The following is a 13,739-nucleotide window of genomic DNA, read 5'->3' as shown; positions in this document are numbered from 1 at the left end:
AAATGAATAAAGTAGTTCTAATCGGAAGATTAACAAAAGATCCAGAACTAAGATTTACTCCAGGAAGTGGAGCAGCAGTAACAACCTTAACATTAGCAGTTGATAAATATAACACAAAAACTGGTCAGAGAGAAGCTGATTTTGTACCTGTAGTAGTATGGGGCAAACAGGCAGAAAGTACTGCTAATTACATGAGTAAAGGTAGCCAAATGGCTATTAGTGGTAGAATTCAAACCAGAAGTTATGAAGCAAAAGATGGTACTAAAAGATATGTGACAGAAGTGGTTGCTACAGAAGTTCAATTCTTAAGTAAAGGAAATGCTTCGGGAAATGCTGGAACTAATTTCGGTAACAGCAATGAATATTCAATGCCAGTAAATGATGCATTTAGTGGCGGAGGCTTTGAGGAGGATATAACTCCAGTAGATGATGGAGATATGCCTTTCTAAAATTTTAGTAAGGAGGGAATAAGATGAGCAGAGAAGAAGGTAACAATAGTAGAAGACCAGGCGGTAAAATGAGAAGATCTAGAAAAAAAGTTTGTGCTTTTTGTGTAGATAAAGCTGAGTTTATCGACTATAAAGATATAAATAAGCTTAGAAAGTATGTTACAGAAAGAGGAAAGATTCTTCCAAGAAGAATATCTGGAACTTGTGCTAAGCATCAAAGAGAATTAACAACTTCAATTAAGAGAGCAAGAAATATAGCATTATTACCATTCACAACTGAATAAGGTAATATTACAATCCCCTGAGAAATCAGGGGATTTTTAATATCAAAAAATATAAACAATAAAATGTGGTAAAAAATAGCAAAAAAGTTATAAGTCCTTGCAATACTTAAAAAAAAAAATTAAAATAAGAATACAGGGTTTTGAGAGAGGATGATATGGTTATGAGAAAAGATAATTTCAATATAATGACCAATATTAAGATTATAGAGGATTTAAAAGCTCAACTTCTTTGCATAATAGGAGAATTCTTTAAGCTTTTAACAAAAGGAAATAATGTGGCACGTGATTCAATTTTAAATTGTATTTCAGGTGCTATAATAATATTATATATTTTGGGCGAAAAATTAGGATATTCTTTTATAGATGTAGATCATGATATAAAATCTAAGTTAGATCTAGGGATAAGAGCTGAAGATCAAGTTGAAAAAGAGGGAAAAAGCTTAAGCAAATTAAAACATTATATTGGCAACAGAAGAGATTAATTATATCTTAGGAGGCTTTTTATGAATTGGATGATTATGCTTAAACGATTGCTTAAGCCAGGATTATTAGTGATTCTTTTAATAATGCTATTTTTTTATGATTATGCAGGCATAGGTGTAATCATTCTTATAATTTATTTAATAGACAATTATCAGCAATTAAGTTATTATTGGAAAAAAGAAAATGATATGAATGAATTTATAAAAAGCATAAATAAAGGAATTTCAGATAATGCATTAAAATCTGTTTATCCTCTAGTTTTAATAAAGGATGATGGAGAAATACTATGGTGTAATAATTTGTTTAAATCGTTAAAATACAATGAAGAAGATTATTATGAGAAGAATGTTTTAAGCATAACCAGAGGATTAAATTTAGATAATATACTAAAGCATGAAGATAATATACATCAGAGACTTAGCATTAATAATAAATTGTACGATGTGTATGCAAATTTAGTTGAAACAAAAAATAAGAAATGTTTATATTTATTGTCTTTTAATGATATAACAAAGCTTATAGATTATGAAACAACTCAGGAAAGTATAATGTTAGTTGAGGTAGATAACTTTTCAGAGGTATTAGACAAGACAGATGAAAATAATAGACCTCTTCTAGTAGCGGAAATAGAAAGAACAATTAATGCTTATGCAAATAACTTAAAAGCTATGATAAAAAAATATGATACAAATAAATATGTATTGTCAATTCAAAATAAATATATTGAAGATGAGATAAAGCAAAAGTTTAATATAATAGAAGTAATCTCAAAAATTGACAAAGGTAATTCTATAGAGATTACATTGAGCATAGGTGTAGGAACTGGTGGAATGTCTCCTCTAGAAAATTATAATAATGCCAATATAGCAAAAGAATTAGCATTAGGTAGAGGTGGAGACCAAGTTGCAGTTAAAACCAATGATGATATAAAGTTCTTTGGTGGGAACTCAAAAGAAATAGAAAAAAGAACCAAGGTAAAAGCAAGAGTTATAGCAAGAGCATTAAGTGAATTAATCTATGAGAGTAGTAAGGTATATATTATTGGTCATAAGAATCCAGATATGGATTGCTTTGGATCGGCGGTTGGATTAGCAAGTGTAGTTAAACAATTAGGCAAGAATTGCAATATTTTATTAGATAATGATACTAATGCAATTGATTATTTTTTAAATAAGCTAAATAATGAATCTAAATACGATGATCTATTTATATCAATGGAAGATGCAAAAAATAATTTGGATAGTCAAACATTGGTTATAATTGTAGATGTTCATAATAAGAGTTATATTGCAGACTTAGCATTAGTGGAAAAGGCTCAAAGAAAGGTTATAATAGATCATCATAGAAGAAGTCCAGATATGATAGAGCATGATATATTAAATTATATAGAAGTATATGCGTCTTCAACTTCTGAAATGGTTACTGAGATTATTCAGTATATGGTTGATAAGCCTAAATTAACAAGAACAGAAGCAGAAGGACTACTTGCAGGAATTTTCATGGATACTAAAGGTTTTTCATTTAAAACTGGAGTTAGAACTTTTGATGCAGCATCATTTTTGAAGTCTTTAGGAGCAGATTCAATTGAGATTAAAAAAATGTTTACTGATGATTTACAAGATTATTTACTTATTGCGGAAACCATAAAATCGGCAGAAGTAAATAATAGTGCAGCTATAGCAGTTGCGCCTAAAAACATAGGGACTGTAATTATTGCAAAATCAGCTGATGAATTATTAAATATATCTGGAATTTCAGTAAGCTTTGTTTTAGGTGAAGTAAATGGAGAGATATATATCAGTGGAAGATCTGTAGGAGATATTAATGTTCAGATTGTATTAGAGGCATTAGGCGGCGGAGGACACATGAATATTGCTGGAGCTAAAGTACAAAATAGTACAATTGAAGAGGCAATAGATCAATTAAAAGATGCAATGAAAAAATACTTAAGGATAGGTGAATAGATATGAAGGTTATTTTATTACAAGATGTTAAAAAAATAGGTAAAAAAGGTGATGTTATTGAAGCATCAGATGGATATGCTAGAAACTTTTTATTTCCCAAGAAATTAGCACAAGAAGCAAGCGAAGCTAATATGCATATTTTAAACAATAAGAAGGAAAATGAAAGAAAACAAAAGTTAGCTGAACTTGAAGCAGCACAAAAGTTAGCTGCAGAGTTAAAGGGAAAAGAGATAAAAATAAATGCTAAAACAGGAGAAAATGGAAGATTATTTGGTGCTATTACCAGCAAAGATGTTGCCCAATTAATTAAAGAACAATATAAGATTGAAATTGATAAAAAGAAAATTGTCATGGATACAATAAAATTAGCTGGTGGGTATGAAATAGACGTAAAATTATATCCAGAAGTTAGCACTAAAATGAAGGTGATTATTGTTCCGCAAGAATAAGGAGGATTAATTTTGAATTCATATGATGATGTAAGCTTATTGCAGGATATTATTTCAGGAACTTTGTCGTTAGAGTCACAGATAGAAGCATTATTTTCTATAACCAAAAATGTTCTTGATAAAGGAGCATTTAGAGCTAGAACAGTTAGATTTAAATTAGATAAATATATACAATCAGCAAATCCTTGTGATAAAGTTTTTGCATTAAATACTATATTAGCGGAGGGTAAAGATCTAAAGGCTTCACCTAAGAGAGAGGAACTGCAAGAGGCCATAGAAAGAACAGTAAGATTAATTTCCAATGAATTGGCTAAAAGGTATGTTCAAACTAAGATTGAGTCTCAAGTAGAACAATCTATAATGGAGAAACAAGAAAAGTATATAGATGAAGTTAGACTTTCGGTTATAAATAAACAAAAAGGCGTTGAAAATAAGAAAACACTTAGTAAATTAAATAACTTGGTAGAGTTAGATAGTAGAACAACGAGTAAAAATATAATGAGTTTTTTAAGGCCTACGAATTTTTCTGAGGTAGTTGGTCAAAAAAGAGCTGTTAAATCATTAATATCAAAGCTTTCTTCACCATACCCACAACATATAATATTATATGGACCTCCTGGAGTTGGAAAGACTACAGCAGCCAGGTTAGCATTAAATGAGGTTAAAAAGCTTTCATTTACTCCATTTGATGAAAACTCTAAGTTTGTTGAAGTAGATGGAACTACGCTTAGATGGGATCCAAGAGAAATAACAAATCCATTATTGGGTTCGGTTCATGATCCTATATACCAAGGCAGTAAGAGAGATTTGGCTGAAGTTGGAATACCAGAACCTAAACCAGGGCTTGTGACTCAAGCACATGGAGGTGTACTGTTTATTGATGAAATAGGAGAATTGGATTCTATGCTTCAAAATAAGCTTTTAAAGGTACTAGAGGATAAACGCGTTGAGTTTTCTTCATCATATTATGATCCAGATGATGAGATGATTCCTAAATACATTAAGTATCTTTTTGATAATGGAGCACCAGCAGATTTTGTATTAATTGGAGCAACAACTAAAAGTCCAAGTGAAATTAATCCGGCTTTAAGATCAAGATGTACAGAGGTATATTTTGAGCCATTAGCGTCATCAGATATTGTACTTATAGTAAAAGATGCTGCAGAAAAACTGAACGTAAGATTAGAAGATGGGGTTGCAGAGAAGATTAGTAATTATACATTTGAAGGTAGAAAGGCAGTAAATATACTGACTGATACATATGGGTATGCATTACATCGCAGCAAAGAATTTATAGATAATTTAGAAATAAAGTTATCTGATTTAGATGAAGTAATTTCAATTGGACGATATACTCCAATTGAAAGATTGGCAAACATAGATGCAAAAGAAGTAGGTCATGTTTACGGGTTAGGTGTAAGTGGTTTTTTAGGTTCTACAATAGAAATTGAAGCAGCGGTATTTCCTGCAAAGAAAAAAGGCTCAGGTGTAGTTAGATTTAATGATACAGCAGGAAGCATGGCAAAGGATTCCGTATTCAATGCTGCATCTGTTATTAGAAATATAACAGATAAGGATATTAAAGATTATGATATTCATGTTAATGTTGTTGGAGGGGGAAAAATAGATGGACCTTCAGCCGGAGCAGCGATAACAATTTGTGTAATAAGTTCATTGTTAAATAAACCTATAAGACAAGACATAGCAATTACAGGAGAAATATCCCTTAAGGGCAAGGTTAAACCAGTAGGTGGAATATTTGAAAAGGTCTATGGAGCAAGAAGAATGGGAATAAAATTAGTTTTAATCCCAAAAGATAATGAGAAAGAAATTCCTTTAAATACTGAAGATATACAAGTTAACACAATTGAATCAATAGAAGAACTTATGAATATTGTGTTTAACTAATTAGGTAAAAAGTCTCCTTAAAGATTAGGAGACTTCTTTTTATCATTAAGAAATGATAAAATTATAATGGCTACATACAAATGATAAAGTTAATGATAATTGTCAAAAGATAATTAGATAGGAGGAATAAGTCTTGGATGCATCAGTTATGAGGAGTTTGCCTCAAAGTATAGAAGCAGAACAATCGGTTTTAGGATCGATGATCATAGATAAAAGTGCCATTGCTAAAGTATTAGAAAGCCTAGAAGAAGAAGATTTTTATAGAGATGGCCATAAGATAATATATAGATCATTATTAGAAATGTTTAGAAATGATATAGCAATAGACTTATTAACATTGTTGGAATATTTGAAAAGCACTGATACTCTTGAAAGGGCTGGAGGAGTAACATATATAACAGAACTTAGCGCTTCGGTACCAACTACTGCAAATCTAAGTGCTTACATAAAAATTGTTTCTGATAAGTCTACTTTGAGGAGATTAATTAAATCATCAACGACTATAATTGAAGAAAGTTATAACAATCAAAGTAATGTTGAAGATGTTGTAGATAGTGCAGAAAAGAAAATATTTAATATAGCGGAAAAAAGAACCACAAAAGATTTTGAGCCGCTAAGTGATGTTTTAGAAAGAGGATTTGCTCAAATAGAGAAACTTTTTAATAATAAAGGTACAATTACTGGTGTTGGATCTGGATTTACTGATTTAGATGCGAAGACTTCTGGTTTTCAAAGTGGAGATATGGTATTAATTGCAGCTAGACCATCAATGGGAAAAACAACATTTGCATTAAATATAGTAGAACATGCCGCACTTAAAGAAAATAAAAGCGTTGTAGTATTTTCTCTGGAAATGTCTAAAGAACAATTAGCATATAAACTGCTTTGCTCAGAAGCTAATGTTGATATGTTAAGGCTTAGAACTGGTACTTTAGAGGATAAAGATTGGGAGAATATTGCAATGGCAGCAGGACCTCTTTCAAAGGCAAAAATCTATATAGATGATACTGCCGGTGTTACTGTTATGGAAATGAGATCAAAATGCAGAAGGCTTAAAATAGAATATGGAATAGACTTAATTGTTATAGACTATTTGCAGCTTATGTCAGGGGGAACTGGTACCGACAATAGGCAACAAGAAGTATCTGAGATATCTAGATCTATTAAGGCATTAGCAAAAGAAATGGAATGCCCGGTCATAGCATTATCACAGCTATCTCGTGCTCCAGAGCAAAGAGCAGATCATAGGCCAATGTTATCTGACTTAAGAGAATCAGGGTCTATAGAGCAGGATGCTGATGTAGTTATGTTCTTATATAGAGATGAATACTATAACAAAGAAACTGAAGATAAGAATATTGGTGAATGCATAATGGCTAAACAAAGAAATGGTCCAGTTGGTACAGTTAAACTTGCTTGGCTTGGACAATACAGTAAATTCGGTAATTTAGATGTAATTCACAGAGAATAAAATAAAAAAAATAAGAAATAATATTAATAAATAAAGATATAAGAAGTTTAAATTCTTATATCTTTGAATGTATTTATGTTAATATAGTCTATTAGGATATCTTTGAGATTATTAATTTTATGCTGTCTTTATGATCATGAAGCAATATATTATTTAAATCAATCTTTGATAAATAGAAAATTTTTTGATAAAGAAAATTTTTAGAATCATTATTATTAAGAAATATTTTTAAAATTAAAAAATTGTTTTTGTAAGACATTTCTAATACATGCTTATTATCATAAAATGAGTTAATATTTATGTAATAAAATTCCAGGGTTTCTTCAAGCTCACATGTGGGAAGCTGTTCTTTCGGCTCAGGATATAAGATGGCAGTAATAAAATCCTTAGGGCTTAGCAAAGAATTGTTATATATTAAAGAAGTATCTTTCATATATATTCCTCCCTTCGTATTTAATTATAGTTTGCCATTTTTAATACAAGCTATTCTATGATTATAGTGGATTAATATTAATATATTCATATAAAATAATAAAATTTCAAATTTAACTAAAAAATTTTAATGGGGGCTAAAGTATGAGTAAAAAAGTTGGTTTTATAGGTTGTGGAAATATGGGAAGTGCTATGGTAGGTGGATTGATTAAATCAGAATTTTTAGAAGCTGATAATATAATTGTTTCTACAAAGACTGAAGAATCTGCTAAAAAATTAAAGGAGCAATTTGGAATAGCAACGACTTTAGACAGTAAATTAGTTGCAAAAGAAGCTGATGTTATAATTTTGTCTGTTAAGCCTTTTATGTATAAAGATATGATAACTAAAATTAAATCAGAATTAAGTAAAGACAAGTTAATCATAACTATAGCAGCAGGGATCAGTATAAGTAATATGGAGGAATGGGTTGGAGAAAATGCTAAAATAATTAGAACCATGCCCAATACACCAGCTCTCGTAGGACAAGCGATGTCAGCAATATGTCCGAATAAGAACATAAATGATGAAGATTTAGATTATTGCATTAAAATATTTAAAAGCTTTGGAGAATGTGTTCAGTTAGAGGAAAAGGATTTTCATGGATTTACAGCATTATGTGGATCTTCTCCTGCATACGTATTTATGTTTATAGAGGCTATGGCTGATGCAGCAGTAAAATTAGGTATACCTAGAGTTAAAGCTTATAAGATGGCAGCACAAAGTGTGCTAGGAGCCTCTAAGATGGTATTAGAGACAGGAAAGCATCCTGGAGAATTAAAAGATGCCGTTTGTTCACCAGCTGGAACTACAATTGATGCAGTTGTTGAATTAGAAAAGCTTGGATTTAGAAATAGTGTAATACAGGCTATGGATAAATGTGCAGAAAAATCAAAGAACATGTAATTATATATTAAATTTATTTTAATGGATGTATAGAAGATATGGTGCTATACATCCATTTTTATATGGAATTTCATGAAATATTTAATAAGTATAAGTTAATATTTATTAAAAGAAGCCGAGGGATTTACATACATTTTGGTAAAATTCCAGATCCATATGATTATTAAAGAAACAAGGAAATTTCATATCATAATTTCCCCATATAGTTATAGGTTTATTAAAAAAATAAAAGGTAACAAAAAAAGTTTCTCTTGTATTTAAACGAACTAAAAATGGGATGAGAGATTTATCACGAAGAGCATAAAAAATACCATTATGCTTTATAGTATTTAAGTGAAGCTCTAATATTTCTTTATCTTCCATTGGTATTAATTCAATAAGCCTTTTTTTATCACTTTCTGAAAGTTTGCTTATATAGAAATCAATATAAGCTTCAGAATTGTTATTTTCAAAGACTTTCTGAGCGAAGCTAATTAATTTGTTTTCACCATCTTCTACATCGGAGGCTTCAAGAGTAAAGTTCTGAAATGAATTGAAACCGTCAATTATGTTATTAAACCTTATGTTAATTTTACTTTTAAACTCATCATCACTTATAGGGATTAATAATTTTTTCATTTTACTTTCTCCTAATAAAAATTAATATTAATTTTATAGTAATCAAATCATTTTGCATTGTCTATAATTAAACACAATTATAAATTAGTAAGTTTTTTTATATGAAATTGTGCTGTGGAAAAAGTGCTAATGAGTAAACCTGTGGATAATTTTCATGAAAAATAAATGTGGATAAAAATAAATTTGTTTTGTGAAAGCTTTAGAGTTTTCAATGAACATTCATTAAAAATATTTATAAACATGTTAATTATAATTAATAATAGTAAAATATGAATAAAAGTATTGTAATATAAGCTAATAATCCGAATTATTTATAAAAAAAGCAAAAAATTATTCGATATATAGTTGACCATAGAAAGGTACTTTGCTACTATTTAAAAGGAGAGATTAAAATATTTAATGAAACTCCAAATTGATATATAGAAATTAAATTTAACAGGCAAACTTTATATAATTAAGGGAGGCAATATAAATGTCAGCATTTATTGTTTTAGGAGCTCAATGGGGAGATGAAGGGAAAGGAAAGATGACAGATTACTTAGCAGAAGAAGCTAATGTAGTTGTTAGATTTCAAGGTGGAAATAATGCTGGTCACACAGTAGTGGTTGGCGACAAAGAATACAAATTGCGCTTAATACCATCTGGGATTTTATATGAAGACAAATTAAACGTTATAGGTAACGGAGTAGTTGTAGATCCAAAGGCTTTATTCGAAGAAATAGGTTACTTAGAAGGTATTGGAGTTAAAATTTCACCAGAGAAATTAATAGTAAGTGATAGAGCACAGCTTATAATGCCATATCATAAGGTATTAGATAAGTTAAAAGAAAAAGCTAGAGGAAAAAATGATATAGGTACTACAGGCAGAGGAATTGGACCTTGTTATACAGATAAATTTGAAAGATGTGGAATCAGAGTATGCGATTTAATGCATGAAGATGTTTTCGCAGAAAAATTAAAAGAAAATATTGAAATGAAAAATGCTTATATTACTAAGGTATTAGGTGGAGAAGCATTAAATTTTGATGAAATATTAAATGAATACCTAACTTTGGCTAAGAAATTAAGACCGTTTGTTCAAGATACATCTGTTAAGGTATATGATGCAATTAAAGCAGATAAGACTGTTTTATTTGAAGGTGCCCAAGGAATGTTATTAGATATTGATTATGGTACATATCCATATGTAACATCATCTAATACAACAGCAGGAGGAGTTTCTAGCGGTACAGGTATAGGGCCTAATATGATTACCAATGCAGTTGGTATAACAAAAGCATATACTACAAGAGTTGGTAAAGGACCATTCCCGACAGAATTGCTTAATGAAACTGGAGATTGGATTAGAGAAAAAGGCCACGAATATGGTGTAAATACAGGAAGATCAAGAAGATGTGGATGGCTAGACTTAGTTATAATTAAAACTGCAGTCAGAGTTAGTGGTTTAACCTCATTAGCTGTTACTAAAATTGATACTTTAGCTGGTTTAGAAAAAATCAAGGTATGTGTTGGATATAAATTTAATAATACAGTTATAGATTACTTCCCAGCAAGCTTAGAAGATTTAGCTGAATGCAAACCAATCTATGAAGAGTTTGATGGTTGGGATGACAGTGTAGCTGATGTTAGAAGCTATGATGAGTTGCCTGAAAATGTTAAGAAGTATTTAGCAAGAATATCAGAATTTACAGGCACTAGAATTTCAATAGTTGGAGTTGGTCCTAAGAGAGATCAAACAATGAGAATAGATAGTTTATAGTCTAGTGTTATACTCGGGTATTGACTTTCAGCTTGGTATAAAATATAATTCTATTGTAAACAATAAATACATAAAGTTATATTTAAAGAGGGTGAAAGTATGATAACTAAGGATATGACAATAGGTGAAGTAGTTAATACTGATGCATCTAAGGCACAAGTATTAATGAGTTTTGGAATGGGATGTGTTGGATGCCCATCTGCTCAAGCTGAAACTTTAGCAGAAGCTGCAGTAGTACATGGATTAAATCTAGATGATTTATTAGAAGCGTTAAATAGATAATAATATTTTGTTTAGTTAAGAGGATTTTCTTTTTGGGAAGTCCTCTTTTTATTTTAGTTTATTGTGTTAATATTAGTATATAATAGAGAATTTTATATATGAGAAATAGAACATAATAGTAAAGGGGGAAAGAAATTATTGCAAGCCTGAAAATGATGTTTATCAAGCCAGTATACTGTAATAATTAAGCTTTATATATGTTGGCAAAATATTGAAAATTAATAAGTATTTTAAGCGTGCAATAAGCAAGTATGAGTAAAGATTTTACAAAGAAATATGAGATACATTATTATGAAGTAGATGCTAAACTGAAATGTAAGTTATCATCAATAATTGATTTTATTTGCGATGTAGGAACCCAGCAATCAGAATCTCTTGGCGGTGGAATCGAGTTTTGTGAGAAAAATAATTGCGCTTGGGTATTTTATAAGGATGATATAAAAATGTATAGGTACCCAAATTTTGGTGAAACAATAACTATTAATACTCAGCCAATAGGTTTTAAGAAGTTTTATGGATTAAGAAAATATACTATCGCGGATGAGAAAAACAATATTATTGGAGAGGCATCTGCATTATTTTTTTTAATTGATATTAATAAAAGAAGACCTACACGAATACAAGAAGAACAATATGATATGTACGGAATAGATGGAGATGTAGACTATGATATAAGTATGGATAGAATTGAGAAATTAGATAATGGACAATACACTAAGCAATTTAATATTAGATATAGTGATATTGACTCCAATAATCATGTTAATAATGTTAAGTATGTTGAATGGGCAATTGAAGCTGTTCCACTTGAAATAATTAATAGTTATAGCATAAGAAGAATTAAAATAATATTCGAAAAAGAAACTGTATATGGGGAAAGCATATTGTCATCTGCAACTGTAAAAGAGATTGATAATGACAATCTAAAATCGTATCATACAATAAGAAATATAGATGGTACTGAAGTTACAGTATTAGAGGCTGAGTGGGAAAAGTTACAGGATAATTAAAATAAAAAAAGTTGTGATAAAACTTAGAATATTAATAGTGTTTTATTACAACTTTTTTTACTATTTATAAGAATTACTTAGAGATTTTGAGACGCTGATTTTCCAGCTAAGTAACCAGAACTCCAAGCCCATTGAAGATTAAATCCGCCACAATCTCCGTGAACATCTAAGATTTCTCCACAGAGGTATAAATTTTTAACTAGTTTAGATTCTAAGGTTAAGTTATTAACTTCGCTTGTATTTATACCACCTGTAGTAACTTGGGCGTTAGAAAAGCCATTTGTGCCAATACAATTGAAGTCCCACTTTTTAAACGTATCAACTAGCCTGTTAATATGCTTCCAGCCGATATTGGAGCAAGGCTCATGAATATCCTTTATTCCGACATCCTTTAAGATTGTAGGAATTAATTTTTTATGTATAACTCCAATTAAAGCTGAGGATATTTCCCTGTAGTCAAAGGTGGAAAAATGTGTAGAAAAGAAATTTTCAACATCTTCTTTGCTTTCATGCGGAAACATATCTACCCTGATTATTACTTTTGAATTTTTAGAAAGTGCTTTAGAAGCATAAGAAGATAATTGTAATATCGGTGGACCAGAAATCCCATAGTCTGTAAATAAGATCTCTCCAATTTCAGTACGAATAATCTGATCATCTATTAATATGGAAGCAGATCCATCGAATTTAATTCCTGATAAAGCTTTTAAATAAGGATAATCCAATTTCAATTGGACAATTCCAGGAAGTGTTTCTGTAATGCTATGTCCTAGCGATTTACCTAATTTATATCCTGAACCATCAGAACCAGTTTTAACAGCAGATTTTCCGCCACAGCTCAAAATAAGCTTATTGCAAGAAAGATTAGTATACTCATCGCTGTTTGTGGTTAAAACAAAGTTCTTCTTCTTACTTACAGAAATTACTTTACAATTTGTGTATAAAGGAATTTGTCTATCATCTAAGGCCATTCTGAGTATATCTATTACAGAAGAAGCTTGAAGAGATTTTGGATACATTTTGCCATTATCTAGTTCTACCAATGGCAAACCAAGAGATAAAAATATGCTTTCAGTATCTTTAACAGTAAATTTATTTAAAGCTTCTTGGAAGAAGTCATTATTTTCACTATGAAAACATTTATATGGATACGAAATATTTTTATTTGAAATGTTACATCTTCCATTGCCGGTTACAAGAATTTTCTTTCCGATTCTATCGGTGCCTTCTACAACAGCTACATCTGCGCCAAAATCTTTAGCTATAATTGCAGCCATTAGACCTGATGCACCACCACCAGCAATTATTAAATCGTGATAAATCATTTTTAATCACTCCTTATTTATATAATACATAAATTTTATCACAGTAATAACCGGGTTAAAAGAATTAGTGTGAAAAGTGCATTATTTCAGCAGATTATTAGATTTACCAACGCTTAAGAGGATAGTTAAAATAGTACTTATGTGTTAAAGACTGGATTGAAAAATCAATTAAATCAGATAAAAATAAAAAAAATGAAAAAATGTGTTGACACGCAATCTAAATTTAGGTATTATAGTCTATGTGGTCAGCAGCTTGAATAACTAAAGGACATTAAGTTTTGACATTCAAGAGTGAAGACAATAGCATGGCTCCTTGGTCAAGCGGTTAAGACACCACCCTTTCACGGTGGTAACAGGGGT

At 30.3% G+C, this 13,739-nt stretch carries 14 protein-coding genes; 11 read left to right on the top strand and 3 right to left on the bottom strand.

The genetic code is table 11. From position 1 onward, the window contains the following. The first annotated feature begins 2 nt into the window (after nt 1-2). From CLOBL_RS18880 to CLOBL_RS18850, 7 genes are all read left to right on the top strand, one after another. Complete coding sequence (locus CLOBL_RS18880) at nt 3-449, top strand: single-stranded DNA-binding protein (RefSeq protein ID WP_009167634.1); 447 nt, start codon at nt 3-5, stop codon at nt 447-449. A gap of 23 nt (nt 450-472) precedes the next feature. Then, nucleotides 473-733 carry a 30S ribosomal protein S18 gene (gene rpsR / locus CLOBL_RS18875; protein ID WP_009167633.1) on the top strand — a complete coding sequence of 87 codons (261 nt, stop codon included), beginning with the start codon at nt 473-475 and terminating at the stop codon, nt 731-733. 161 nt (nt 734-894) lie between these two features. Continuing rightward, nucleotides 895-1,215, top strand: a complete 321-nt coding sequence (locus CLOBL_RS18870; RefSeq protein WP_077860447.1) for a MazG-like family protein — start codon at nt 895-897, stop codon at nt 1,213-1,215. A gap of 21 nt (nt 1,216-1,236) precedes the next feature. Beyond that, entirely contained in the window at nt 1,237-3,180 is a 1,944-nt protein-coding gene (locus CLOBL_RS18865; RefSeq protein ID WP_077860446.1) for a DHH family phosphoesterase, read from the top strand. 2 nt (nt 3,181-3,182) lie between these two features. Then, on the top strand, nt 3,183-3,629 hold the full coding sequence (rplI, locus tag CLOBL_RS18860) for a 50S ribosomal protein L9 (protein WP_009167630.1): 447 nt from the start codon (nt 3,183-3,185) through the stop codon (nt 3,627-3,629). A 12-nt stretch (nt 3,630-3,641) separates the two neighbouring features. Continuing rightward, entirely contained in the window at nt 3,642-5,537 is a 1,896-nt protein-coding gene (lonC, locus tag CLOBL_RS18855) for a Lon family ATP-dependent protease (protein ID WP_077860445.1), read from the top strand. Nucleotides 5,538-5,670: 133 nt separating this feature from the next. Further along, nucleotides 5,671-7,008 carry a replicative DNA helicase gene (locus CLOBL_RS18850; protein WP_009167628.1) on the top strand — a complete coding sequence of 446 codons (1,338 nt, stop codon included), beginning with the start codon at nt 5,671-5,673 and terminating at the stop codon, nt 7,006-7,008. A 91-nt stretch (nt 7,009-7,099) separates the two neighbouring features. Here the strand turns inward: CLOBL_RS18850 and CLOBL_RS18845 are convergent, their stop codons facing one another. Beyond that, nucleotides 7,100-7,441 carry a hypothetical protein gene (locus CLOBL_RS18845; protein ID WP_077860444.1) on the bottom strand — a complete coding sequence of 114 codons (342 nt, stop codon included), beginning with the start codon at nt 7,439-7,441 and terminating at the stop codon, nt 7,100-7,102. A gap of 143 nt (nt 7,442-7,584) precedes the next feature. Between CLOBL_RS18845 and proC the strand changes: the two genes are divergently transcribed. Further along, nucleotides 7,585-8,385: a pyrroline-5-carboxylate reductase gene (gene proC, locus CLOBL_RS18840; protein ID WP_077860443.1), complete on the top strand. Its 801-nt coding sequence runs from the start codon at nt 7,585-7,587 to the stop codon at nt 8,383-8,385. A 105-nt stretch (nt 8,386-8,490) separates the two neighbouring features. On the opposite strand, the gene CLOBL_RS18835 is transcribed toward proC, so the two are convergent. Further along, nucleotides 8,491-9,003 (bottom strand): hypothetical protein, encoded by a 513-nt coding sequence (locus CLOBL_RS18835; RefSeq protein ID WP_077860442.1) that lies wholly within the window; start codon nt 9,001-9,003, stop codon nt 8,491-8,493. Between the two features lie 472 nt (nt 9,004-9,475). Between CLOBL_RS18835 and CLOBL_RS18830 the strand changes: the two genes are divergently transcribed. The 3 genes from CLOBL_RS18830 to CLOBL_RS18820 all read left to right on the top strand — a co-directional run bounded on the left by CLOBL_RS18830 (nt 9,476) and on the right by CLOBL_RS18820 (nt 12,054). Continuing rightward, complete coding sequence (locus CLOBL_RS18830; RefSeq protein WP_077860441.1) at nt 9,476-10,762, top strand: adenylosuccinate synthase; 1,287 nt, start codon at nt 9,476-9,478, stop codon at nt 10,760-10,762. 99 nt (nt 10,763-10,861) lie between these two features. Beyond that, nucleotides 10,862-11,044, top strand: coding sequence for a DUF1858 domain-containing protein (locus CLOBL_RS18825; RefSeq protein WP_009167623.1), 183 nt, complete (start codon nt 10,862-10,864; stop codon nt 11,042-11,044). Between the two features lie 251 nt (nt 11,045-11,295). Beyond that, nucleotides 11,296-12,054, top strand: coding sequence for an acyl-ACP thioesterase domain-containing protein (locus tag CLOBL_RS18820; RefSeq protein WP_077860440.1), 759 nt, complete (start codon nt 11,296-11,298; stop codon nt 12,052-12,054). A 77-nt stretch (nt 12,055-12,131) separates the two neighbouring features. Here CLOBL_RS18820 and CLOBL_RS18815 read toward each other — a convergent pair whose 3' ends face one another. Continuing rightward, nucleotides 12,132-13,379, bottom strand: coding sequence for an NAD(P)/FAD-dependent oxidoreductase (locus CLOBL_RS18815; protein WP_077860439.1), 1,248 nt, complete (start codon nt 13,377-13,379; stop codon nt 12,132-12,134). Nucleotides 13,380-13,739: the final 360 nt, after the last annotated feature.

The organism is Clostridium sp. BL-8, assembly GCF_002006495.1.
Classification (GTDB): Bacteria; Bacillota; Clostridia; order Clostridiales; family Clostridiaceae; genus Clostridium.
This window is presented reverse-complemented; position numbering and strand designations above follow the sequence as displayed.

Coding starts and splice junctions, on each gene's coding strand:
- CLOBL_RS18820 (WP_077860440.1), top strand. CDS start 11,296: ATGAGTAAAGATTTTACAAAGAAATATGAGATACATTATTATGAAGTA.
- CLOBL_RS18845 (WP_077860444.1), bottom strand. CDS start 7,441: ATGAAAGATACTTCTTTAATATATAACAATTCTTTGCTAAGCCCTAAG.
- CLOBL_RS18825 (WP_009167623.1), top strand. CDS start 10,862: ATGATAACTAAGGATATGACAATAGGTGAAGTAGTTAATACTGATGCA.
- CLOBL_RS18870 (WP_077860447.1), top strand. CDS start 895: ATGAGAAAAGATAATTTCAATATAATGACCAATATTAAGATTATAGAG.
- CLOBL_RS18880 (WP_009167634.1), top strand. CDS start 3: ATGAATAAAGTAGTTCTAATCGGAAGATTAACAAAAGATCCAGAACTA.
- proC (WP_077860443.1), top strand. CDS start 7,585: ATGAGTAAAAAAGTTGGTTTTATAGGTTGTGGAAATATGGGAAGTGCT.
- rpsR (WP_009167633.1), top strand. CDS start 473: ATGAGCAGAGAAGAAGGTAACAATAGTAGAAGACCAGGCGGTAAAATG.
- CLOBL_RS18835 (WP_077860442.1), bottom strand. CDS start 9,003: ATGAAAAAATTATTAATCCCTATAAGTGATGATGAGTTTAAAAGTAAA.
- CLOBL_RS18830 (WP_077860441.1), top strand. CDS start 9,476: ATGTCAGCATTTATTGTTTTAGGAGCTCAATGGGGAGATGAAGGGAAA.
- CLOBL_RS18815 (WP_077860439.1), bottom strand. CDS start 13,379: ATGATTTATCACGATTTAATAATTGCTGGTGGTGGTGCATCAGGTCTA.
- rplI (WP_009167630.1), top strand. CDS start 3,183: ATGAAGGTTATTTTATTACAAGATGTTAAAAAAATAGGTAAAAAAGGT.
- CLOBL_RS18865 (WP_077860446.1), top strand. CDS start 1,237: ATGAATTGGATGATTATGCTTAAACGATTGCTTAAGCCAGGATTATTA.